This is a genomic window from Gibbsiella greigii (assembly GCF_039540155.1).
GTDB lineage: Bacteria > Pseudomonadota > Gammaproteobacteria > Enterobacterales > Enterobacteriaceae > Gibbsiella > Gibbsiella quercinecans.
In genome coordinates this window covers 117,502-140,567 of record NZ_BAABEM010000021.1, presented here as the reverse complement: position 1 = coordinate 140,567, position 23,066 = coordinate 117,502, and the positions used below count along the sequence as shown (strand labels likewise).

Genomic DNA, 23,066 nt, shown 5'->3' with positions numbered 1-23,066 from the left:
GCTTGGTCAAGGCGGCTGAATATGCCGTGGCGACAAGCGGCAAAATTCTGTTGTACAGCTAACAGTTATCGCCGACGGGCATTGACTTATTCACTTGTAGATTGTAGTAACTATCTAGTTATTTAATTTAACCGTAATGCAACGATGATGATACCGAGTATCAACAGGTGGGAGGGGAACCATGTATTTAACTGAGATCCATCAACAGATTCGCGATATGACCCGTAAGTTTGCCGACGAAGTGATCCGCCCGCAAGCGGAAGAGCTGGATCGCGAAGAGCGCTTCGCCGGTGATATCTACCAGCAGATGGGGGAACTGGGGCTGTTCGGCATCACTGTGCCGGAAGCCTACGGCGGCGTCGGGTTGGATGTGGTGGCCTATGCGGTGGTGATGGAAGAGCTGTCGCGCGGCTATGCGTCGGTGGCCGATCAGTGCGGCCTGGTTGAACTGCTGGGCACGCTGTTGTCGCAGCATGGCAACGATAGTCAGCGCGCCAGGTGGCTGCCGGGCCTGCTCAATGCCTCGCTGAAAGGGGCATATTGCATCACGGAAGCCGGGGCGGGTTCCGACGTCTCCGGCGTGAAAACCACAGCGACGCGCAGCGAAAACGGCTGGGTGCTGAATGGCAGCAAACTGTGGATCCATAACGCCCCGGTGGCCGATGTGGCCTTTGTGCTGGCGCGCACCGACAAAGAAGCCGGCCACCGCGGCATGAGCATCTTTATCGTTGACTGCGCGCTGGCTGGCGTATCTAAAGGGCCGAAAGAGCACAAAATGGGGCAGCGCTCGTCGCAGGTGGGCGAACTGCACTTTAACCAGGTGCAACTGCCGGCGGATGCGCTGCTGGGGGCGGAAAACCGCGGTTTCCACATGATGATGAGCGCGCTGAATAAAGGGCGCGTAGGGATCGGCGCGTTGGCGGTCGGCATTGCGCGCGCCGGGCTGGAAGCCGCCACGGAATATGCCAAACAGCGCGAGCAGTTCGGCCAGAACATTGCCGGCTTCCAGGCAGTGCAGTTTATGTTGGCGGACATCGCCAAAGACACCGAAGCCGCACGCCTGTTGGTGCACAGCGCCGCCTATAAAATTGACACTGACGCGGCCGACGCCACCGCTGCCTGCTCAATGGCCAAGTGCTTTGCCGGCGATGTGGCGGTGCAGCATAGCGCCAATGCGGTGCAGATCTTCGGCGGCAGCGGCTATATCCGTGGTGTAGAAGTGGAGCGGCTCTATCGTGATGCCAAAATCACCCAGATCTATGAAGGCACCAACCAAATCCAGCGCATGATCATTGCGCGCCATTTACTGGCCTGACGCCACGGCGTTCCCTCGCTTGGCCGGGGGAACGCGCTTTCCTGTCTGCAACGGCATAAAGACGACGAGGAACATCATGCGTGAACTGAAAGGGCGCCGCGATCTGCTGGCGATCAACACNGTAGAGGCGCTGGGCGTGCAGCGCGCCGCCGCCTTGATCCGCGCCGCCGGGCTCACGGTGACCGGCTACTGCCGCAGCCATTACTTCACCGCAGCGAGCCGGCAGGCGCGCGAGCAGGCGCTGACGATCAATCTGCGGGCGCTGGATGATGCGGCGGAGCTGGGGGCGCAATGCTATGTCCTGGTGGTGGGGGGCTTAAGCGCCGATAATACCGCGCTACCGGCAGTATGCGATCAGGCGCTGGAAGGGGTGATGCGCCTGGCGGAGCACGCCCGCCAGTGCGGCGTGCCGCTGGCGCTGGAGCCGCTCCACCCGATGTACTGCGCAGATCGCAGCTGCCTGGTGACGCTGGCGCAGGCGATCCAGTGGTGCCGACAAATCAACCACGAATACCCGGCCAGCGCGGGCATTGCTGCTGATGCCTATCACCTGTGGTGGTCGCCCACGCTGGAGGAGGATCTGCTCCAGGCGGGCGAGTTATTGCTGGCCTGCCATGTTTCGGACTGGCTGGTGCCAACGCGCGATATGTTGAACGATCGTGGCATGATGGGGGACGGTGTCATCGTCCTGCCGGCTTTTCGCGCGCAGGTTGAAAAGGCCGGCTACGGCGGTTTGATTGAAGTGGAGATTTTTTCCCGCGATAACTGGTGGCAGCGCCCGCCGGCTGAGACGCTGGCCACCTGTATCACACGCTTTGAAAGTGTGGTTTGAGTGGGGAATGTTTTCCCTCACCCCAACCCTCTCCCAGAGGGAGAGGGGGTATACCGTGCCCGCTAAACGTCCTGCGTAATAAGGCAGACGTGATCGCAATAAAGTAATCCCCAATCAATACACGACGCCGGCCAGCTCCCTCTCCCTCTGGGAGAGGGTTGGGGTGAGGGCGGAGGGCGGTGCATCACATATTCGGATAGTTCGGGCCGCAGCCGCCTTCTGGCACGGTCCAGACGATGTTCTGCGCCGGATCCTTGATATCGCAGGTTTTACAGTGCACGCAGTTCTGCGCATTGATCTGAAATTTCTTCTCCCCGGCGATCTCGACGATCTCATAAACCCCGGCCGGGCAGTAGCGTTGGGCCGGCTCGGCGTAGCGGGGCAGGTTATCCCTCAGCGGCACCTGCGCATCCCGCAGTTTCAGGTGGCAGGGCTGGTCTTCGTCATGGGCGGTATTGGCAAGATAGACGGAAGAGAGCTTATCAAAGCTCAGCACGTTGTCGGGCTTGGCGTAGTGGATCGGTGCGCACTCGCTGGCGGGTTTCAACTGCAGATGATCGGGGTGACGATCGTGCAGCGTAAACGGCAGTTTGCCCTTGAACCAGTTCTGATCGAAATAATTGAACATCCCGCCCAGCAGAGTGCCGTAACGGTGCAGCGCCGGGCCGAAGTTACGTGATTGGCGCAGTTCATCGGCCAGCCATGAATGGTTAAAGCGCGTGGCGAATTCGGCCAGATCCCGCTGCCCGGCTGGCGACTCCTGCAGCGCGGCAAACACCGACTCGGCGGCCAGCATACCGCATTTCATCGCGGTATGGCTCCCCTTGATCTTGGCGAAGTTAAGCGTGCCGGCATCGCAGCCAATCAGCAAACCGCCGGGGAAGTGCATTTTCGGCAGGGCGTTAAAGCCGCCCTTGGTGATGGCGCGCGCGCCATAGGCAACACGTTTGCCCCCCGCCAGCACCTGGCTGAAAACCGGGTGGTGTTTCATGCGCTGGAATTCATCGAACGGGCTAAGCCAGGTATTGCGGTAGTTAAGATCGACGATCAACCCCACCGCCACCTGATTGTTGGCGGCATGGTAAAGAAAACTGCCGCCGGAAGCATCGCCGGTCAGCGGCCAGCCGGAGGCGTGGATCACCTGGCCGGGGCGGCTTTTTTCCGCCGGGATATCCCACAGCTCTTTGATGCCGATCGCATAATGCTGCGGATCGCTGTCGGCGGCCAGGTTGAAACGCGCGATCAGCTGTTTGCCCAGGTGGCCGCGGCAGCCTTCGGCAAACAGGGTATATTTCGCGCGCAAATCCATCCCGGGCGTGAAGCCCGGTTTGTGATGGCCGGCGGCGTCCACCCCCATGTCACCCAGCTGCACCCCGCTGACCGCGCCGGCCTCGTCAAACAGTATCTCGGCGGCGGCGAAACCGGGGAAGATATCCGCGCCCAATGCTTCCGCCTGCCTGGCCAGCCAGCGGCACAGCTCGCTCAGGCTTATCACGTAGTTGCCCTGGTTGTGCATCGGCGCGGGGATCAGGGCGTTGGGGATTGCCCAGGCCTGGTCGGCGTTGCGCAGTAAATACAGCGCATCTTCCGTCACCGGGGTATCCAGCGGCGCGCCGCGTTGTTGCCAGTCGGGAAACAGTTCGTCCAGCGCCTGCGGCGCGAACAGCGCGCCGGAAAGAATATGCGCCCCGATCTCCGCGCCTTTTTCGATCACGCAGACGCTCAGCGTTTGTTCCTGCTGTTGCGCCATTTGCATCAGGCGGCAAGCGGCGGACAGCCCGGCGGGCCCGCCGCCGACGATCAGGACGTCAAACTCCATTGATTCACGTTCCATTGCTACCTCCCTTGCCGTGCGGCTTAAAGCCGCTCAATCAACTGCGGCACGACCTCAAACAGATCGCCCACCAGGCGGTAATCGGCAATCTGGAAAATCGGCGCTTCTTCGTCGTTGTTGATGGCGACAATCACCTTTGAGTTGCTCATCCCGGCCAGATGCTGGATAGCGCCGGAAATGCCGACGGCGATATACAGCTCCGGCGCCACCACTTTGCCGGTTTGCCCCACCTGCAGATCGTTGGGCACCATGCCGGCATCGACCGCGGCACGCGAGGCGCCCACCGCGCCATGGAGTTTGTCGGCCAACTGCTCGATCAGGGCGAAGTTTTCCCGGCTGCCCAGCGCTCTGCCGCCAGAAACCACCACGCGCGCGGTGGCAAGCTGCGGCCGAGGGGAAACCACCCGATCTTCACCAACAAAGCGGGCGCCACCGCCGGTAATCGCTTGCTCAAGGGTTTCTATTGGTGCGGTGCCGCCTTCCGCAGCGGCGGCCGGGAAGCTGGAAGCGCGCACCGTTAGCACCACCGGATCATCATGGCTTTCCACGGTGGCGATAACGCTGCCGGCGTAAATTGGCCGTTTAAAGACGGTGGGGCTTTCAACGGCGATGATGTCAGAGATTTGCGCCACGTCGGCCAGCGCGGCGACGCGCGGCATAATGTCTTTGCCATTGGCGTTGGCGACGGCCATCAGGTGGCTGTAGCCGCTGCGCTGCGCATCAAGCAATGCGGCGATATTTTCGGCTAACGGGTGCCGATAGGCGGCGTTATCCGCCAGCAGTACGCGCGTGACGCCAGCTACAGCCGCGGCCTGTTCGGCCACCGCCCGGCAATTTTCGCCTGCCACCAGTACGGTGAGCTCGCCGCCAATCGCCTGTGCGGCGCTGATGGCATTCAGGGTGACGGCATTTAGCGTGGCATTATCATGTTCGGCCAGAAGTAATGTATGCATATCAAATTACCTTCGCTTGGTGTTTCAGCTTATCGATCAGTTCGTCGACGTTGGCTACCTGAACGCCCGCCTGGCGGGCCGGCGGCGTTTCCACTTTCAGCAGACTGACGTGCGTGCGCGGTTCAACGCCGTAGTCGCTAAACGGTGTGACGTTGAGCGGTTTGCGTTTTGCTTTCATCAGGTTCGGCAGAGAGGTATAGCGGGGTTGGTTAAGGCGCAGATCGGTGGTCACCACCGCCGGCAGAGACAGCGCCAGGCGTTGCAGACCGCCATCAACCTCACGGGTCACCAGCGCCTCGCCGCCTTCAATCGCCAACGCTGCGGCGAAGGTCGCCTGCGGATAGCCGCACAGGGCCGCCAGCATCTGCCCGGTTTGGTTGTTATCGCCGTCGATCGACTGTTTGCCCATTAAGATCAACTGCGGTTGTTCCTGTTCCACCACCTTCGCCAACACTTTTGCCAGCGTGAGCGGTTCCAGCGGGCTATCGCAGGCGATCAGCAGGCCGCGATCGGCCCCCATCGCCAGCGCGGTGCGCAGCTGTTCCTGCGCAGCATCCGGGCCAATCGTCACCACCACGATCTCACTGGCGATGCCTTTTTCTTTCAGCCGCACGGCTTCTTCTATCGCGATCTCACAAAAAGGGTTCAGCGCCATTTTGGTGTTGGCCAGATCGACCTGGCTGTGATCGCTCTTCACTCTGACCTTGACGTTGTGATCGACAACGCGTTTGACGGGTACCAGAATTTTCATCAGCTTATTCCCCTTCAAGGTGGTATAGGGTTCTTTTTTTACATTTAAGTAAATAACTATTTAGTTATAAATTCAACCGATTTTTGCCCATGGCATCCGGCGTAACATCCGTGATTATTGTGCTGCGATAATCAGATCGCTGGCTTTCTCCGCGATCATAATCGTCGGTGCGTTGGTGTTGGAACTTACCAGGCTTGGCATCACCGAAGAGTCCGCCACGCGCAGCCCGGCGATGCCGTGTACGCGCAGGGCGGTATCCACCACGGCCTGCGGATCGCCGCCCATTTTACAGGTGCCGACCGGGTGGTAGCAGGTGCGGCCGAACTGGCGGATATAGTCTTCCAACGCGGCGTCGTTTTGCACGCCGTCGCCGGGCATATGTTCACGGCGTAGGTAGGGCGCGAAGGCACTCTGCGCCATGATCTCGCGCATCAGTTTGATGCCCGCCACCGTCATCTTGAGATCCCGCGGATCGGCAAGGTAGTTGGGGTTGATCAGCGGGGCGTCGGCGGCGTTGGCGGTGCGCAGGCTGACGCTGCCCCGGCTGTGTGGGCGCAGGAAGTAGCTGTTGATGGTGACGCCGGAGCCTGACTTGACCGGCGGGATGCCGGCTTCCACTCCGGCGCCGGCCAGGAAATGGATTTGGGTGTCCGGCGTTGCCGATTGCGGATCAACAGACCAAAAGGCGCCGCCTTCGACAATGTTCGAACAAACCGGCCCCTTACGGAACAGCAGGTATTCCAGCCCGGCCCACAACATCCAGTGCGGCTGTTTGTATTTGTCGTAGCTCAGCGGCTGGCGCAGTTCGTAGATCAGATCGACCCCGAGGTGATCCTGCAGATTTTGCCCGACGCCGGGCAGATCGGCCACCACCGGGATGCCCAATTGGCGCAGGCTATCCGCCGGGCCGATGCCGGAAAGCAACAACAGCTTGGGGGAGCCGATTGCGCCGGCGCTGACGATCACTTCGCCGCTGGCGCGCAACTGCTGCAACTGGCCGTTGCGCACCACTTCCACGCCGACCGCCCGCTGGTTTTCCACCAACAGCCGGGCGATCTGGCAGCCGGTGATAATGGTCAGGTTTTTGCGTTTGCGCGCATCTTTCAGGTAGCCCACGGCGGCGGAGCAGCGGCGGGCATGGCGGGTGGTGGTTTGGTAAAGCCCGCTGCCCGCCTGTTTTTCACCGTTGAAATCGGGGTTATAGGGCAACCCGGCCTGCTGGCAGGCTTTGGCGAAGGTTTTGCTCATCAGGTTGGGGTTTATCGGGCTGGATACGCCGAGCGGCCCGCCGTTGCCGTGCCAGGGCGCGGAAAAGGTATCGTTGTCTTCCGCCTTGATGAAATAGCGTTGAATATCGGCAAACGACCAGCCTTCGCAGCCTTCCTGCGTGGCCCAACGGTCATAGTCCGCCGGGTTGCCGCGGGTAAAAACTTCGGCGTTGATCGAGCTGCTGCCCCCCAGCACGCGCCCTTGGGCGAACAGCATTTCACGCTGGTTCATATGCGGCTGGGCAGCGGTATGGAAGCCCCAGGTCAACGGGCCGCCGGTCATTTTGCTGAACCCTACCGGCAGGTGAATGTAAGGGTTGGTATCCCTGGGCCCGGCTTCAACCAGCAAAACGCGGCATGCCTGTTGCTCGCTTAACCGCGCCGCCAGCACGCTGCCGGCCGAACCGCCACCAATAACTATATAATCATACATGCCTGATTCCCCGATAATTAACTCAATCAGCCAGCCATTTATTGCGTTGCCCTAACTGGATATGGACCGATTTCAGTTCGGTATACTCGTCAACGCCGTAAGTGCCGCTTTCACGGCCGATACCGGATTGCTTAAAGCCGCCGGAGGGCAGCTCGGGGCCGCCGGCAATGGTGGTGTTCACCCACAAACGGCCGGCCTTCAAATCCCGGAACCCCTGAATGGCGCGATCCAGATTGGCCGTCCAGATGCTGGCGGCCAGGCCGTAGCAGGAGTCGTTGGCGATGGCGATGGCTTCTTCGTCGCTGTCAAACGGGGTGACACACAGCACCGGGCCGAAGATCTCTTCGCGGAAAATAGCCATCTCGGGCGTCACGTTGTCGAAGATGGTCGGTTCGATGAACCAACCGCCGTTGCTGGCAATGGCGTTGCCGCCGGTCAGCAGCTGCGCGCCTTCTTGTTTGCCCTGGGCGATATAGCCCAAAATGGTTTGATGATGCTTTTCGCTGATGATCGCCCCAACCTGGGTCGCTTCGTGCAACGGATCGCCAATCTTGACCCGCTGCGCCCGCTCCACCAGGCGTTGGCAGAAGGCTTGATGGATTGAGCGCTCCACCAGCAGGCGGCTGCCGCTGACGCAGCACTGGCCGGTATTGAACAAAAAGCCGAACAGCGTGCCGTCCAGCGCGGCATCCAGATCCGCATCGGCGAACACGATCTGCGGGTTTTTGCCCCCCAGTTCCAGCCCCAGACGCTTGATATTGCCGGCGGCGGCGCGCAGCGTGCTTTGGCCCACGCTGGTGGAACCGGTGAACGACACCATATCCACATCGTTATGTTCGGTGATGCGCTGGCCGACCACGTTGCCGGCGCCGGTCACCACGTTGAATACCCCGTCCGGCAAGCCGGCTTCCTGCAGCAGCTCCGCCAGCAGCAGCGTGGTGCCGGAGGTGATCTCGGCCGCTTTCGCCACCAGCGTACAGCCGGCCGCCAGAATATAAGGGTAGCGTTCCGCCCCGATGAAGAACGGGAAGTTCCACGGCGTAATCACGCCCACCACCCCGATCGGCTCGCGGGTGACCAGGCCGAACATATTCTGGCCAAGGTTGTTGAAGCTGTCGCCGCTGATGCTGCGCGCCACCCCGGCGGCGTATTCCCAGATATCGGCCGCCGCCAGGATCTCGCCGCGCGCCTGGCCCAGCGGTTTGCCGGTTTCCAGCGTTTCAAGCAGGGTGAGCTTATCGAGGTGTTTACGGATCAACTGTGCGGTGGCAAGCAGCACCTGCGCGCGTTCTGCGCCGCTGCGGCGCGACCACACGCCGGAATCGAAGGCGTGGCGCGCGGCCTGAATGGCGGCATCGGCATCTTCGGCGGTGCCGGCCGGATAGCGGCTGACCGGGATACCGTGCGCCGGGCTATTGCGGGTGAAAAACGCCGTTGCGTGCCCCTGGGTCCATTCGCCATTGATGAACATCTGGAACTCATGTGCTTTTGCCGGCAGCAATGGATGATTCAAGTCAACATTATGAAAAAAGTTACCCATACTCTCCCTCTCATCATTCTTGAACAGGCCGGCGCACGGTGCGGTGTGCGCCCGGTGGGCCAGCGGCGCGGGCTGCATGCGGCTAGCCGGCTGTATTGGTTGCATTTGCAATTAATCGTCTGTTTAGAAAAAAGATTTCACACCATATATAACCAATTAGTTACATATACTAGCACGGGTTTTGGCATCGTCTGGGGGGAGTAAGGGGTTTTGTAATAAAATTGTTATCCGCTTAGCAGAAAAAACATAAAGTGGAAAAATTCTCTTGATTTCCATAAAGTGATAAAGATGTAATCACAGGCCATCTACGCGATAAAAAACGAGAAATGACTAAAATAACAGCCGAAAAACCAACACAGGTACGCGATCCCGTTGCAACGCAAAAGCGGATTCTTAAAGCGGCAAAGCGGGAGTTTGCGCAGAAAGGGTTGGGGGGGGCGCGTATTGATATCGTTGCTGAAAAGGCAAAATCCAATAAACGTATGATCTACCACTATTTTGGCAGCAAAGAAGAGCTGTTTCAGAAGGTGGTTGAAGATTCCTACCTGGACATCCGCGAGGCGGAAAAGAAGCTGCATCTTGAGCGGTTGCCGCCGCAGGAAGCGATTGAAACCCTGGTGCGTTTTACCTGGCACTACTACCTGAAAAACCCGGAGTTCCTCACGCTGGTCAACAGCGAAAACCTCCACCGCGCGGTGCACCTGAAAAAATCCGAGGCGATTAAATCGGCGCAGCAATCGATGGTCGGCCTGATGGGCAATATACTTGAGCGCGGGGCGCAGGAAGGGATCTTCCGGCCGGGGGTGGATCCGGAACAGTTGATCATTACCATCGCGGCGGTGAGCTACTATTACTTCACCAATAAATACACCGGTGCCATCCTGTTTGACCGCAACTTTATGGATCCCGACGCGTTGCAAAAGCGCCTGGATTTCAACATCGACACCATCATGCGTATCCTGAAGCCCTGACGGCAGCCTTTGCCATTGAAAACCGCCCGCTGTGCCAGCCGCGGCGGTTTTCCCTTCAATTCCACCCACCGTTCTGTTTGCGAAACCCCGATTAAATCAGTATGTGGCGTAGCCTGTATTTCTCTCATCACGCCACGTTGTTTACCCATCGCCAAGCCGCTGATTTTGTATCACTCACCACACAACAACTGATTATCACTCTCAATTGACGCGCCATATTCACAACGCTATTTTGCTGGTTATGCATACAGTATTTCTGTGTGTTATTCCTGGCCATGCAGCCTAACTATGAATTCCGGTACCTGTTCGCCAGGTTTCCAGGGAGGACGCGGAGCGCTGCCAACCACCAAAAAAACAAGCGTGAAAATGGAGAAATACAATGGCTGAAGAAAAGAAAAATGCGCAGGTGATTAACGGTGTTAATGAGGATATTACCGAGCTGAAATCGCTGTCTACGCTGCGCAAACGTGTGATCAGTGATGCTGAGGTGGTGTCCAAATCGGCAAACGGTTTCCGCCTGGCATACGGCAACACCGGCGTGATGTTACGTAATGACGGCAAGGACTTTTATGCCCTGACCACGGCTAGCGGGCAGGCGCAGGATGGACAGTGGAATACGCTGCGGCCGCTGTCTTTTAATCTTTCAACCGGCAGGGTTTCCCTGCGTAACGGCGTTGACATTTCCGGTGGCGCGTTGGTGTCGCACAACGCGGGCATTGCCGCCAAAACCACCGGCCCAGCCTCCCTTATTAATGGGCAAACGTATAACGCACCGGCGATAAAAACCTGTTTCACCGGCGGTGATGTGACCACCACGATGATGATGGGGGCGCGGGTTGTCACGGGCAAGGAGGATTATGGGTTGCTTTCCTATCAGGATCGGCAAGGAAACTGGAACGAACTCCAGGTCAGATCCAACGCCGAGCTTTCTGTGGGGCAATTGACCAAGCGCAATCCCGAAGGGTGGATTATTGCTTCGGGCAACCGCAGCGTGGATAACAACACTGGCAGGAAAACCAATGGCCTATGGATTCAGGCCCGGGCCGATATGTCTGCGGACTTTTACCATTATGAACGTATCGGCCAGCACCATTTCCTGGGGCTACATGTTGCTAATGGTGGCGCACAGGGTTGGTATGAGTTCCGTAATGATGGCCACGCCTAAACCAACGGGAGTTGGCACAGCAGCTCAGATGCGCGGATGAAAACCGACGTTGAGAAGATTGCCGGCGCACTGGATAAGCTGGAAAAAATCAGCGGCTATACCTACCTCAAACAGGGAGTTCCGGAAGCTGGGGTCATTGCCCAGGAAGTGGAAAGCGTGTTGCCACATTCTGTCACACAGACCGAACTGACACTCAATGACGGCAGCATGCTGAAAGATGCCCGGAGCATCAATATCAATGGCGTTGTGGCGTTGCTGGTTGAGGCGTTGAAAGAAGAACGAGAGGCCCGGCAGGCCTTGGAACTGCGATTAGCGGCGCTGGAAGGGGGCATTTCCATTATTGCTGGTTAAGCATTGGATGATAAGCCTCTCTTCGTTATCAAGGGAGACTCATATGCAGACAAATCCATATTGAAAGGATGGATATATGAAAGATGAAGGAACAATGACTGTAAGTGGGAGCGCTGGTAGTGGCATCCACTGGGGCGGTGACCACGGAAATAGTGGCGGAAATAATGCTGGAGGTTCCTCCGGTAATCGCGGCAGTAGTGAATCGAGCGAACTCCGGGCTGTAGGTGATTCATTAGCTCGTGCTGCGGGTCTCAGTCCGCAAGAATTTAGCTTCTATTTTGTCGAAGACGGCCGTGTCAGAGGGATATCTAAAGTTGTCAGAGTGGGCGTTGAAGGCGACTTTTCTCCAGGGGTGGTTGACATGGGGCCTGTTCCACCGGGCCTGCTTCCTAACAAAGGCAATAGTGGTAAAGATACGGTTAACGACCAATTCAGCCTTCCTTCTGTGTATAAAGGCAATATATCCGACGCACGCATGGCCGAGTTGCAAAAAATAATCGACGATAATGCTATGTGGGCAAACAGCACGCAGTCTGGACAAAGGATAACCAACGCACGGATGGCTACACACGCAGCAAAAGCAGAGATGGCCATGATTAATTTGGTACGTCAGACACAAGCTGATGCTAAACGTAAGGCTGACGAAGATGCTGCCCGAGCAGAAGCCGAAGCCAAGGCCGAAGAGGCTCGTAGGGCCGAAGAAACCCGAAAGGCCGAGGAGGCTCGAAAGGCTGAAGAAGCTCGGAAAGCAGATGAGGCACGCAGAGCCGAGGAAGAGAGAAAAGCTGAAGAGGATCGTCTCGCCGAAGAGGCGCGTAAGGCAGAGGAAGCGAGGAAAGCCGAAGAGGCAAGAAAAGCCCTGTTCGCCAAGGCTGGGGTTTTGGATGCCCCAATCTACACGCCGGAGATGGTGAAATCCGCCAATGCCGCGTTGGCGGCCGCAGGGACGATGGCTCTTAACCGCACACCCGGCGTGATACAGTGGTCTTCGGTCGCGAAAGGCGTCGCGACGGCAACCAGCGAGTTTTCAGGTTGGGTGTCCAGTGCGTTGTGGCGAGGGGCTTATGAGGTTGGCAGTATACGTGCCAGCACTGTTGTCGCCACAGGGTCGGTGCTCGGTGCATTTACTCTCGCTTTCTACTCGAAGGAAGCAGGAACAGGAAGTGACCAGGTTCCAGGGCGGGATGTCAATCTGTTTGCCTTCCAGGCAAGTCTGGCGGCGGCAGGTCAAACCGCTATCCAGCCAGGAATGACCTCGGTGGATTTGCCCGTTCGCGGGTTTATTTCAACCGACAACGATGGGAAACAGAGTGTAAACTTCGTCAAAACAGGCGTTGGTGGCGTGTCTCCAAGCGTCCCCGTGTTCAGGCCTGTCCGTGATGAGAAAACGGGGCTTGATAAAATCACCCTGTCCGCGATGGAAGGTGTACCTGCACGGACGATATTGATAAACCCGGTGCCGACCGGCCCTGCGGCTCCTGCCCATACCGGTAATGATTCGCCAGTGCCAACGACACCGGTACATACCGGGACGGAGGTTAAGCAGGCAGATAGCATCGTCGTAACGACCTTCCCTGCAGACGTCGTTCATGATATGCAAGACTTCATCCTGTGGCAGCCGGATGCAACCGGAACCGGGGTTGAGCCGATTTATGTGATGGCTAGTAAACCAAGGAGAGGTGTTAAAGAAAAAGGCCATGAGTATCACTCCGCCCCTAAAACTGAAGAGATTAATGGGCTGGGTGATTTAAGACGTGGTAAAGAAAAAACGCCTAAACAAGGTGGAGCGGGTACACGTAAACGTTGGATCGATGATAAAGGTCGTAAAATCTATGAATGGGATTCCCAGCATGGAGAACTGGAAGGGTACAGGGCTAGCGACGGTCAGCATATAGGTGCATTTGATCCGAAAACTGGCAAACAACTAAAACCCGCAGACCCTAAACGAAACATCAAAAAATATTTATAAGGAGATTAACATTATGGGCATAAAGATAAATTTAACTTGGTTTGATAAAAAAAACGAAGACTTTATTGGTGAAGAGTATTCTCCAGATTTAGGAGATGATGATACCGTCATTGAAAAGACGGTTAATCCAAAAGAGAACATCATTAATAATGGCGGCTTTGATGTTATTCCTGCTTGGGTTCCCTACCTTCAGAAATACCTGATTCATCAAATTGATCTGGGCAAATATGACTATCAAGTGTCATTCGATTACCGCGATCAATGGTAACCCGCCCCTCCCCTCCGGACGAGGGGAGTTTTTATGCTTTCGGCGAATCTGGCCGGTTTATCCGGCCATTGACTTGTATTTTTCCAACCTCGCCTTCAGAGATTCAATTTCATCCATCAGCGCTAAAATTGCCTCATGGAGCGGTGCGACTGTTGATCCGACAGTGTCGATCGCCAGCACATTATCGATAACCTCACTGTCTCTTGTGATTAGCGCCCCGTAATGCTGGGCGCCTGGGGCTGTATACCGCCTAACGGAGGGCGATGTCCTGCACATTGTCGATTCTGGGGCGGAACTGCATGCGCTGCAAAATATCCTGTTCCAGATCGGTGCCTTTTACCTTGCCAATCAGCGCCAGCCCTTCGTCGGTCAGTTTGAAAATGGCGCGTTCGGTAATGTAGATCACCTCCTGGCCACGTTTTAACGCTTCCGGGCCGCTGAAGGTGATATGGCGGACCTTTTCAACCAGCTTGGGCAACTGGCCGTAAGATTCGATATGCAAGGCATCGCCGCGTTGAGCAACCGCCAATCCCTTGGCCTCAAAGGTGCCGCAGAACACCACCTTTTGCGCGCCGCAGGTGATGTCGATGAACCCGCCGGGGCCGACGATGGTATCGCCCAGTTGCGAAACGTTGACGTTCCCCTCGGCGTCCATTTCGCCCATGCCGAGGAACGTGATGTCCAGCCCGCCGCCGCTAAACAGATCGAACTGATCGAGGGAACTGACGATCGCATGCGGGTAGCGCGCGGCGCCAAACAGGGCGCCGTCCAACAGCTCGCCGTTATGGATGCCTTGTTCCACCATTTCCCAGCAGGAATCCACCACCGTTTTATCGGCCATGGCCGAAACGCCGCCGGGAATGCCGAAACCATAGTTGATGTGCATATTGGGCCGCAGTTCGCGTGCGGCCAGTGCAGAAACGATGCGCCGAATCCCCTCCGGCTGTACCGGCGGGCTTTTTTGCTCCGGCGGCGTGGTCTGGCCGGATATCGCCGCATCGTATTCGCCCAGGTAGCTTTGTTGCTGCTGTGGATATTCAACCACATAATCCACCATCACCCCGGGCACACGGACCTTGCGCGCCGGGGTGAAGTGGGCCTGCTGCAGCGATTTCACCTGGGCAATCACGATCCCGCCCGCGTTGTGGGCCGCCAGGGCGACGGCGTAAATATCCAGATCGGCGGGTTCTTCGCTGGTGGAAATGTTGGCGTCCAGATCGGCCTGCGAGCCGCGGATAATCGCCACGTCAATATGGAACGGCTTATAGTGCAGGTAGGTTTTGCCATCAAGCGTGATCCGCGTAACGATCTCTTCCTGGGTGAGGGTATTGCATTTGCCGCCGTTATGGATCGGATCGACAAAGGTGCCCAGGCCGACGGTGGAAATCACCCCCGGCCGGCCGGCGCCGCTTTCCCGGTAAAGCGTCATGATGATGCCGGTGGGCAGGCAATAGGCTTCTATTTCGTTATCGCGCGCCATTTTTTGCAGCTCCGGCGCCCAGGACCAGTGGCCGCCGATAATGCGCTTCACCATGCCCGGCAGAGCCATGCGGCCCAGGCCGCTCCCTTTGCCGTTGCCAATGCCCAGCGCATGGATCAGCGTCAGGTTCCGCGGGTGCCCGGTTGTGCGGTAGCGCTCGGCCAGCGCCGCCATCACGTAATCCGCTTCCAGTAAACCGCCGCCTGAACCGGTAAAAGCAACGGTGGCGCCATCTTTGATCCGCGCTACCGCATCGTCCACCTGCACCAACTTTCCACTCATGGTCCTTTTCCTCTTCAACAGGGCTTCACAATAAAATTACTAACTGGTTAGTTACAATGTCAAGAAAGAGCAGGGCGGGCAATGGGAAAAATAACGCTTTGCAGGCGAGTTAACATTTTTAAAACATATCTTCTTATATAACCATCCTGTTAGTTATTTGTATGCTGAATGTGAATCTCTTTTTCTCCCGCACAGGAGCCGTGATATGAATCCAGCAAAGAAGCGTTTTTTGGGCCGCACCGGCATTGAGGTAACGGCGATGGGGTATGGCGCCGCGCCCATCGGCAATATATTCAGGCCGATCAGCGAAGCCGAATCCGACAACATGATCCACCTGGCCTGGGAAAACGGGATCCGCTATTACGACACCGCGCCGATGTATGGGCATGGGTTAAGCGAAGCGCGCGTCGGTCACGGGCTGCGTTGGTATCCGCGCGATGAGTTTGTGCTGTCGACCAAGGTCGGGCGTTTGCTCAAGCCAAAGAAACGGGCGGAAATCGACTCCGGGGTATGGGTGCAGCCGTTGCCGTTTGAGGCGGTGTTTGATTACAGCTACGACGGCACGATGCGTTCGATCGAAGACAGCCTGCAGCGCCTGGCGTTGGAGCGCATCGACATTGCGTTTATCCACGATTGCGATGTTTATACCCATGGCGAGCGGCAGCCGCACTATTTCCGCCAGGCGATGGAAGGCGCCTACCGTGCGTTGGCGCAACTGCGCGATGAAGGCGTGGTGAAGGCGATTGGCGTGGGGGTAAACGAATGGCAGGTATGCCATGCCGCGCTGCAGCAGGGCGATTTTGACTGCTTCCTGTTGGCCGGGCGCTACACCCTGCTGGAACAGGACGCGCTGGATGACTTCCTGCCGTTGTGTGAAGCGCGCAACGCCGCGGTGGTGGTCGGGGGCGGGTTTAATAGCGGCATTCTGGCCACCGGCGCGGTGGAAAACGCCAAATACAACTATGGGCCGGCCAGTGCGCAGGTGCGGCAGAAAGTGGCTGAAATCGAACATGTTTGCCGCCGCTATCAGGTCAGCCTGCCGGCCGCCGCGCTGCAGTTCGTACTGGCGCACCCGTGCGTGCCGACCATCGTACCCGGCACCCGCGATGCGGCGCAGCTGCAAAATTGCCTGGAGTGGATTGCGGCGCCGATAGCGGATGATTTCTGGCAGGCGCTGCGCGCACAGGGCTTGTTGCATGAGGCCGCGCCCACGCCCGGCGCGGTATCGGCCTGAAACAGCGCGGGGGCGGCCTGGTTCGGCAGCCCCCGCTGATAATGCTTTGCCGCGCACGCGGCAAGGCGAGGCTTAGTTAGCGGCGATTTGTATCTGCATCTTCAGGTACTTCGGCGCGGCTTTCAGCTCGTCGAACACCTGCTGAATATTCTCCAGCGGCCGAATGCCCGAGCAGAACGGTTCGGTATCAAAGCGCTGGTGGCTTAGCAACTGCAGGGCCTGATACATATCTTCCCCCATCCCGGCCACGCTGCCCTGAATGCCCTGTTCCTTCAGAATGATGTCATGCGGTTTAACCGCAATGTCGGTGGTCGCATCGGTCAGGCCGAATGCCAGCAGCCGCCCGCCGGGGCGCATAAAGGTCAGCGCCTGTTGGTACAGCATCGGGTGGCCGACGCTTTCGATCACCACATCGGCGCCGCGGCCCTGCGTCAGGCTTTGAATGCGTTCCAGCGCCCCTTCGGGGTTGGTGATCACTTCATCGGCGCCGCAGCGTTTCGCCAGCTCGGCGCGCTGTGGGTTCAATTCCACAGCGATAATAGGCGCGGCGCCCAGCAGGCGCGCCAGTTGGATATGCATGTTGCCGATGGCGCCGGCGCCGATGATGACCACGGATTCGGCAACGCTCAGGCGGATTTTTTTGTGGGCACGCACCACGCAGGAGAACGGCTCGGTCAGGCAGGCTTCGCTGTAGGACAGGCTATCTTCGATCGGGATCACCAGGTGCGCCGGCACCGCCACGTATTCGGCAAAGGCGCCGTTGCGGTGGATGCCGATTTGCTGCACGTCTTTGCAGTTGAGGATCTCATTGCGGCGGCAGTAAAAGCAGTGGCCGCAGCCGATATTGATATCGGCGATCACCCGTTGGCCCAGCTTGATGCCGGAAACCCGTGCACCGGTGGCGGCGATCTCGCCGGCAAACTCGTGGCCCGGGATTAACGGCAGTTTGTCCGCCGAGTAGTGGCCGTTGAAAATGTGCATATCGGTGCCACAGACCGAGCAGTGCGAAACGCGAATCAGCACCTCGTCGTCGCCGCATTCGGGCACGGCCACCTGCTGGATCTCAAAGTGGTGCGGTGCGGTCAGCACGGCGGCTTTCATTGTGGCTGGGATCATAAATTTTTCCTCTATTTATTTTACGGTAATCATTTTTGAACGGTCGATAGTGAAAGCTATGGCAACGATCATCAGCGCGCCAAAGAAGATTTGCTGCGCTTGCGCTTCCACGTTCAAATAAGTCATGCTGGTTCGAATAACGGCCACGATTAACGTGCCGATCAGCGTATTGAGAACCCCGCCGACACCGCCGGTCAGTGGCGTGCCGCCCAGCAATACGGCGACGATGGCGGGTAACAAAAACTGGTCTGCCATGGTCGGCGAGGCGCCGGAAAGGCGGGCCGCCAACAGGATGCCGGCGAAAGCGGAAAATGCGCCGGCGATGGCGAAGGTAATCATTTTCACTTTCATCACCTTCACGCCGCTGGCCCAGGCCGCGGCTTCGCCCGCGCCGATGGCCTTCATTTGGCGCCCGAGCGTGGTTCTGCGCTCAACGAACAGCGCGCCGAGCAGCAATACCGTGGCGATCACGATCTCGTTAGGGAGGCTAAACAGGGTGCCGGTCATCCAGCCGACGGTTTCATTGCGAATATCCGCCGGAATATAGAAGGCGCGCTGGCCCGAGAGCACCTGGCCGGTGGCGTAGGCCACGCCGCCGATCGCCAGGGTGGTGATGAACGAAGAGATTTTAAAGCGCGTATGCACCCAGCCGGAAATGCAGCCGAACAGCGCGCCGCCCAGCAGGGCGACGGGCAGCGCCAGAATGCCGATCTGCGTCAGCAGCACCACCAGCACCACCGTCGACATGCTGGCGATCGATTGCGCCGACAGATCGATGCCGCCGATATAGATAACGAACGTCATGCCCAGCGCCATGATAAACAGCGTAGAGGCATCTTGCAGCAGTTGGAATAGGTTGTTGAGCAGGAGAAAATCGGGGTTATACAGGCTCACCAGCATAACCAGAATGGCCAAGGTCAGGATCGGCAGGTAACGTTTTAGTGTGTCGAACGAAACAGCATCCAGGCGTTTTTTGCTCTGCGCCGGGTTGGCGGCGGCGAGGACGAGCGGCTCGGTACGATTAATTTTCATCGGGGTCAGACCTCTGTAATCTATACGATATGCTGCAACAAGTCATATTGGCCGGGGGGATTGGCCCCACAGCAATCGAACTGCTGCATCCGCTTGCCATCCTTAAACACGATGATGGTATGAGCGAGGCCGATGGCCTCTTCCAGTGAATCGGCAATCAGCAACACGCCGCACTGTTCGTCGGTGAAATCACGCACCAGATCGTACACATCCTCCTTGGCGCCGATATCCAGCCCGCGCGTGGGATGATCGAGCAAAATGATCGTGGCGCCCGCGGTGCGCCATTTGGCCAACACCACCTTTTGCTGGTTGCCGCCGGAGAGTTTGCCGCACTGGGTATCAATGGACGCTGTTTTGACGGCCAGTTTCCTGACCCATTCCTGCGCCAGCCGGCGCTCGGTGTTTACCGCCAGCACGCCGGCGCGCGCGTAGTCGTGCAGGTTGGCCAGCGTGATGTTTTCCGCCACCGACATGCCTTCCACAATACCTTCGACTTTGCGTTCGCGGGGGATATAACCGACCCCCTGGCTGATGCTGTAGGCCGGGGAAAATGCCTTAACCGGTTTGCCATAAATCGTGACTTCGCCTTGTTCGGGCTGCGCCAGGCCAAAAACGGTGCGAATAATTTCTTCGGTACCAGCGCCTTCGGTGCCCACCAGCGCTAATACTTCCCCGGCGTGCAGGCGTAATGAAATATTGCTGTAGTGGCCCGGCAAACTGATATTTTTTAGCTCGAGTAATAATTTCTCGGCGTTATAAGCCACTTTCCGATGTTCACGAAAATAACGCTGATCAATATCACGGCCGACCATTTTACGCTGGATTGCCGCGACGTCAAATTTATCACGTGTAACCATGTCCATTATTTGCCCATCTTTCATGACATAAATGCGATCGGCCAGGTTAATAACTTCATCCATTCGGTGCGATACAAAAATAAATGAAGCGCGGCTGGTTAATTCGCGCACTAAATCGAAAAGAATATCAATCTCTTTTGCAGGTAATACCGAAGTCGGTTCATCAAGTAAAATAATCAGCTGGCCATCGCTGCGTTCTTCCAGTGTCAACACTTTGGCAAGCTCAACCAATTGCCGCTGGGTAAAAGACAATTCGGCGGTAATGGTTTTTGGATCGATATCCAGCCTTACCTTGGCCAATTGCTGGCGTGCGGCTTTCGCCATGCGTTTCCAGTTAATCACGCCCAGGGTTTTAAACGGCTGCTCAAAACCCAGAAAGATATTCTCCATCACCGTCAGGTTGGCGATCAGCGATTGTTCCTGAAATACCATGCCGATGCCTTTCATCATGGCTTCGCGCGGCGTGCGCAATACCACCGGTTTACCGTCGATCAGCACCTCGCCGCTGTCATGTTGATAGGCGCCGTAGATAATTTTCATCAGCGTTGATTTACCCGCGCCGTTCTCGCCGACCAGCCCGACGATTTCGCCGGGTTTTATTTGCAGGTTGATGTTTTGCAAGGCAATCACGCCGGGGAAGGTCTTTGCTACATTTTTGAATTCAAGCATGATGATCACTTCACAATTTGTAAGCGTTTACGCTGGGTAACCAGTGCCACGGCCACAATCACCAGGGCGCCCAACACCCCCTGCTGGATATAGGTGGGGAAGCCCACCAGGACCATGCCGTTGTTGATAACGTTGATGATCAGCACGCCGATCAACGTTTGCCAGACCCCGCCGTTGCCGCCCATCAGCGAAGTGCCGCCGACCACCACCGAGGTAATCGCCACAAAGGCGTAGCCATCGCCCAGGTTGCTGGCCACCGATCCCAGGCGGGCCACGGCGAAAATCGCCCCTAGGCCATAGAACGCGCCGGCCAGCGCGAAGCCCAGCACGCGGATGCGATTAACGTGCAGCCCCGACGCATAGGCCAGGTGCTCACCGCCGCCCACGGCATAGAAGTTGCGCCCCAGCGCGGTGTACTCCTGGATAAACCAGGCGGTAAAAAAGCCGATCCAGGCCAAATACACCATCAGCGGAAAATCAAGATAACGCTCGGTCAGCAGCAGGCGGAATACCGGATCTGCCAGCGGAATTCGCTCCCCGCCGGTGATCACCATGGTGGCGCCCACCAGGCTAAAGCCAACCCCCAGGCTAACCAGAAAAGAGGGGATTTTAAGTTTGATATGAATAATACCGGTCAACAGCCCCAGGCCGGCGGACAATAATAAGGTAGCCGGAATAGCGAGATAACCCAGCCCGGTAAATCCTCCCCAGTGAATCATCATCATCGCCAGCAATGCGCCGCTGAATGCTAAAACGCCCTCAATGGAAAGGTCGATTGAGCCCATGATAATGATAAAGGTGATGCCTAATGCGACCATTAACGGCGCCGCGGTGGCGGTCATAATACGTGAGAAATTGCGCATGGATAAAAAGCTGGGGTTAATGGCGCTAATTATTATGCAGAGCATTAATAACACCATCACCGGCGCCCATTTGCGCAATAGGTCTTTAACATGCAGTTGTGACATATTCCACCTTTTATAAAGGTATACCCTTCATACTTCAAGTTGCAGGTGTGTTGGCTTTCCTCGCTCACCCCAGTCACTTACTCAAGTAAGCTCCTGGGGGTTCACTGCGTTGCCGCGTGATTCGGCCATACGGCCTCACCCCTTCGGGGCCAGCGCTAGCGCTGTTCAAAAACGCTTTTGCGTTTTTGTCCTGCAACTCGAATTATTTTGGCTATATTATTAACAAGTAGCGATTGATCCTTGGCGTGTGGCAACGGTTTATAAGTTGCGATATTTAATTTGTCCTTTTGACTGCGCCCAATAATTATTCCAGTCGACGGTTGGGGTGTTTTCGATATTTTCCTTGTACCACTGTTGAGCGTCATTTTTGGTAATCAACACCGTGGGGCCATAAAATTCGCGGTGTTCGTGGGGTTCCGCCGAAGGTTTAAAACTGCCGATAGCGGCATGGTGCGCCAACGACAGCGCGATGCCGCCGGCCCAGTAAGGGCTGGTGCTGACGGTACACAGCACCTCGCCTGCGATGCACAGCTTGACCACGTCGGGGGTACCGTCGTAGGACACAATCGGAATCTGCCCGGCCAGGCCTTCGGCGCGCAGCGCTTCGATAATCCCGAGGGTCATGCTATCGTTGGCGGAGAAAATGCCTTTAATGTCGTCGCCAAAGCGGGTCAGCATGGTGGCCATCATGTCATTGGCCTTGGAGGTGCTCCAGTCGGCATCTTGCCAATCGAGCAGTTTGATCTCCGGGTGTTCCTTCAATTTTTGCATCAGCCCGGCCTTGCGCTCAATGGCCGGAATGTTGGAGGCGATGCCGCCCAGCCCGACAATACCGCCGCTGTTGCCCATCGCGTCAAACAGGATCTGGGCGCACTGTTGCGCCGGTTCGTAATCCGACCAGCTAATGTGGCACACATAGTTATCGCCGAAGTCCCAGGGGTGCAGATCGTCGGTTTTGTTCCAAATGGTACTGATGAAAGCGCCACGCTCCTGGCAGGCCGTCACCACCGCGCGGGCGTTGGGCGCATCGTTGGCGTCGGCGGCCAGCGCCAGTTTCCCCTGGGTTTTGGCCAGCAGCGCTTTGACATCCGAAAGCACTTTTTCATTGTTCCCGCCGTTGATCAGGCTGACCATATCGGCGTTCTGGCTTTGGGCATAGGCGCGCCCGCCGGCGGCAATCGCGTTCCAATAGGCGTTGTCAGGATCGCGGTAGCCCCAGGCGAGGGTGAATTGTTGCGCGCCGGCGGCAAAGGCTTTCGACAACGGCGCACTCAGCGGTAATGCGGCTACGCTCCCCAGGCCGAGCGCGCTTTTCAGAATAAATTCACGGCGACTAACCACGCTTTTTTCGATGAAATTTTTAATAAATGACATGGCGTTGGTTCCTGTTGTGGTGAAGCCTTCGGGTACAGTGGGTAAGATATTTTTTATTTACATGTAAGTAACTAATTACTTACAAGTGATGATATAACACCCAGGTAATCAATTGGCAATTTTCCCTGGCGGCGGTGTTTATTCCTGGCTGAATCGTGATTTGTTTTTTAATTAACTATCTGTTTTAGAAACGGTTAGTGGGATTTTTCATAGCGGATGGCATAGCGCGCTTATTCCCCGTTGGCCGCCGGGGAAATAAGCTAGTTTTATGATTTTAATGATTTTTATTATCGGCTTGGCGGCGCCGGGTTTTACCTGTGTTTGGGATATCAATCACAAAACATCGGCGAATCAACGCTAACAGTTTCATATCCCTGCAATAAGGATCCTAAACAAGATAAGTA

At 57.1% G+C, this 23,066-nt stretch carries 17 protein-coding genes and 1 pseudogene; 7 read left to right on the top strand and 11 right to left on the bottom strand.

Annotated elements, in window-relative coordinates:
* The first annotated feature begins 181 nt into the window (after positions 1-181).
* The gene (locus AC559G_RS15010) at positions 182-1,315 is read left to right on the top strand and encodes an acyl-CoA dehydrogenase family protein (protein WP_095845055.1); all 1,134 of its coding nucleotides are present in this window, start codon (positions 182-184) and stop codon (positions 1,313-1,315) included.
* 76 nt (positions 1,316-1,391) lie between these two features.
* A complete protein-coding gene (locus AC559G_RS15005) occupies positions 1,392-2,147 on the top strand; it encodes a sugar phosphate isomerase/epimerase family protein (protein WP_498913065.1) in 756 nt (251 codons plus the stop codon).
* A gap of 184 nt (positions 2,148-2,331) precedes the next feature.
* On the opposite strand, the gene AC559G_RS15000 is transcribed toward AC559G_RS15005, so the two are convergent.
* The 5 genes from AC559G_RS15000 to AC559G_RS14980 form a co-directional block, all read right to left on the bottom strand.
* On the bottom strand, positions 2,332-3,981 hold the full coding sequence (locus tag AC559G_RS15000; protein WP_498913064.1) for an electron transfer flavoprotein-ubiquinone oxidoreductase: 1,650 nt from the start codon (positions 3,979-3,981) through the stop codon (positions 2,332-2,334).
* A gap of 23 nt (positions 3,982-4,004) precedes the next feature.
* Positions 4,005-4,934: an electron transfer flavoprotein subunit alpha/FixB family protein gene (locus AC559G_RS14995; RefSeq protein ID WP_498913063.1), complete on the bottom strand. Its 930-nt coding sequence runs from the start codon at positions 4,932-4,934 to the stop codon at positions 4,005-4,007.
* Position 4,935: 1 nt separating this feature from the next.
* Positions 4,936-5,685 carry an electron transfer flavoprotein subunit beta/FixA family protein gene (locus AC559G_RS14990; protein ID WP_498913062.1) on the bottom strand — a complete coding sequence of 250 codons (750 nt, stop codon included), beginning with the start codon at positions 5,683-5,685 and terminating at the stop codon, positions 4,936-4,938.
* 114 nt (positions 5,686-5,799) lie between these two features.
* The gene (locus AC559G_RS14985) at positions 5,800-7,386 is read right to left on the bottom strand and encodes a GMC family oxidoreductase (RefSeq protein WP_498913061.1); all 1,587 of its coding nucleotides are present in this window, start codon (positions 7,384-7,386) and stop codon (positions 5,800-5,802) included.
* Between the two features lie 22 nt (positions 7,387-7,408).
* Positions 7,409-8,926, bottom strand: a complete 1,518-nt coding sequence (locus tag AC559G_RS14980) for an aldehyde dehydrogenase family protein (protein WP_498913060.1) — start codon at positions 8,924-8,926, stop codon at positions 7,409-7,411.
* A gap of 326 nt (positions 8,927-9,252) precedes the next feature.
* Here AC559G_RS14980 and AC559G_RS14975 point away from each other — a divergent pair, with 326 nt between their 5' ends.
* The 4 genes and pseudogenes from AC559G_RS14975 to AC559G_RS14960 all read left to right on the top strand — a co-directional run bounded on the left by AC559G_RS14975 (position 9,253) and on the right by AC559G_RS14960 (position 13,650).
* Positions 9,253-9,897 carry a TetR/AcrR family transcriptional regulator gene (locus tag AC559G_RS14975; RefSeq protein ID WP_121554738.1) on the top strand — a complete coding sequence of 215 codons (645 nt, stop codon included), beginning with the start codon at positions 9,253-9,255 and terminating at the stop codon, positions 9,895-9,897.
* A 379-nt stretch (positions 9,898-10,276) separates the two neighbouring features.
* Positions 10,277-11,413: pseudogene (locus tag AC559G_RS14970) on the top strand (tail fiber domain-containing protein).
* 76 nt (positions 11,414-11,489) lie between these two features.
* A complete protein-coding gene (locus AC559G_RS14965) occupies positions 11,490-13,382 on the top strand; it encodes an S-type pyocin domain-containing protein (RefSeq protein WP_498913059.1) in 1,893 nt (630 codons plus the stop codon).
* Between the two features lie 13 nt (positions 13,383-13,395).
* Positions 13,396-13,650: a colicin E3-like toxin immunity protein gene (locus AC559G_RS14960; protein ID WP_498913058.1), complete on the top strand. Its 255-nt coding sequence runs from the start codon at positions 13,396-13,398 to the stop codon at positions 13,648-13,650.
* A gap of 250 nt (positions 13,651-13,900) precedes the next feature.
* Here AC559G_RS14960 and AC559G_RS14955 read toward each other — a convergent pair whose 3' ends face one another.
* Positions 13,901-15,412: an acyl CoA:acetate/3-ketoacid CoA transferase gene (locus tag AC559G_RS14955; protein ID WP_498913057.1), complete on the bottom strand. Its 1,512-nt coding sequence runs from the start codon at positions 15,410-15,412 to the stop codon at positions 13,901-13,903.
* A 205-nt stretch (positions 15,413-15,617) separates the two neighbouring features.
* Between AC559G_RS14955 and AC559G_RS14950 the strand changes: the two genes are divergently transcribed.
* Complete coding sequence (locus tag AC559G_RS14950) at positions 15,618-16,646, top strand: aldo/keto reductase (RefSeq protein ID WP_498913056.1); 1,029 nt, start codon at positions 15,618-15,620, stop codon at positions 16,644-16,646.
* 72 nt (positions 16,647-16,718) lie between these two features.
* On the opposite strand, the gene AC559G_RS14945 is transcribed toward AC559G_RS14950, so the two are convergent.
* The 5 genes from AC559G_RS14945 to AC559G_RS14925 all read right to left on the bottom strand — a co-directional run bounded on the left by AC559G_RS14945 (position 16,719) and on the right by AC559G_RS14925 (position 22,662).
* Positions 16,719-17,762 (bottom strand): zinc-dependent alcohol dehydrogenase, encoded by a 1,044-nt coding sequence (locus AC559G_RS14945; protein ID WP_498913055.1) that lies wholly within the window; start codon positions 17,760-17,762, stop codon positions 16,719-16,721.
* 15 nt (positions 17,763-17,777) lie between these two features.
* Positions 17,778-18,794, bottom strand: a complete 1,017-nt coding sequence (locus AC559G_RS14940; protein ID WP_498913054.1) for an ABC transporter permease — start codon at positions 18,792-18,794, stop codon at positions 17,778-17,780.
* A gap of 20 nt (positions 18,795-18,814) precedes the next feature.
* Entirely contained in the window at positions 18,815-20,320 is a 1,506-nt protein-coding gene (locus AC559G_RS14935; RefSeq protein WP_498913053.1) for a sugar ABC transporter ATP-binding protein, read from the bottom strand.
* 5 nt (positions 20,321-20,325) lie between these two features.
* A complete protein-coding gene (locus AC559G_RS14930) occupies positions 20,326-21,288 on the bottom strand; it encodes an ABC transporter permease (protein ID WP_121525193.1) in 963 nt (320 codons plus the stop codon).
* Positions 21,289-21,546: 258 nt separating this feature from the next.
* On the bottom strand, positions 21,547-22,662 hold the full coding sequence (locus AC559G_RS14925) for a sugar ABC transporter substrate-binding protein (RefSeq protein WP_498913052.1): 1,116 nt from the start codon (positions 22,660-22,662) through the stop codon (positions 21,547-21,549).
* Positions 22,663-23,066 lie beyond the last annotated feature (404 nt).

Bases quoted from the DNA above. Each gene is read 5' to 3' on its own strand.
- AC559G_RS15010 (WP_095845055.1), top strand. From the start codon at position 182: ATGTATTTAACTGAGATCCATCAACAGATTCGCGATATGACCCGTAAG.
- AC559G_RS15000 (WP_498913064.1), bottom strand. From the start codon at position 3,981: ATGGAACGTGAATCAATGGAGTTTGACGTCCTGATCGTCGGCGGCGGG.
- AC559G_RS14995 (WP_498913063.1), bottom strand. From the start codon at position 4,934: ATGCATACATTACTTCTGGCCGAACATGATAATGCCACGCTAAATGCC.
- AC559G_RS14990 (WP_498913062.1), bottom strand. From the start codon at position 5,685: ATGAAAATTCTGGTACCCGTCAAACGCGTTGTCGATCACAACGTCAAG.
- AC559G_RS14985 (WP_498913061.1), bottom strand. From the start codon at position 7,386: ATGTATGATTATATAGTTATTGGTGGCGGTTCGGCCGGCAGCGTGCTG.
- AC559G_RS14980 (WP_498913060.1), bottom strand. From the start codon at position 8,926: ATGGGTAACTTTTTTCATAATGTTGACTTGAATCATCCATTGCTGCCG.
- AC559G_RS14975 (WP_121554738.1), top strand. From the start codon at position 9,253: ATGACTAAAATAACAGCCGAAAAACCAACACAGGTACGCGATCCCGTT.
- AC559G_RS14965 (WP_498913059.1), top strand. From the start codon at position 11,490: ATGAAAGATGAAGGAACAATGACTGTAAGTGGGAGCGCTGGTAGTGGC.
- AC559G_RS14960 (WP_498913058.1), top strand. From the start codon at position 13,396: ATGGGCATAAAGATAAATTTAACTTGGTTTGATAAAAAAAACGAAGAC.
- AC559G_RS14955 (WP_498913057.1), bottom strand. From the start codon at position 15,412: ATGAGTGGAAAGTTGGTGCAGGTGGACGATGCGGTAGCGCGGATCAAA.
- AC559G_RS14950 (WP_498913056.1), top strand. From the start codon at position 15,618: ATGAATCCAGCAAAGAAGCGTTTTTTGGGCCGCACCGGCATTGAGGTA.
- AC559G_RS14945 (WP_498913055.1), bottom strand. From the start codon at position 17,762: ATGATCCCAGCCACAATGAAAGCCGCCGTGCTGACCGCACCGCACCAC.
- AC559G_RS14940 (WP_498913054.1), bottom strand. From the start codon at position 18,794: ATGAAAATTAATCGTACCGAGCCGCTCGTCCTCGCCGCCGCCAACCCG.
- AC559G_RS14935 (WP_498913053.1), bottom strand. From the start codon at position 20,320: ATGCTTGAATTCAAAAATGTAGCAAAGACCTTCCCCGGCGTGATTGCC.
- AC559G_RS14930 (WP_121525193.1), bottom strand. From the start codon at position 21,288: ATGTCACAACTGCATGTTAAAGACCTATTGCGCAAATGGGCGCCGGTG.
- AC559G_RS14925 (WP_498913052.1), bottom strand. From the start codon at position 22,662: ATGTCATTTATTAAAAATTTCATCGAAAAAAGCGTGGTTAGTCGCCGT.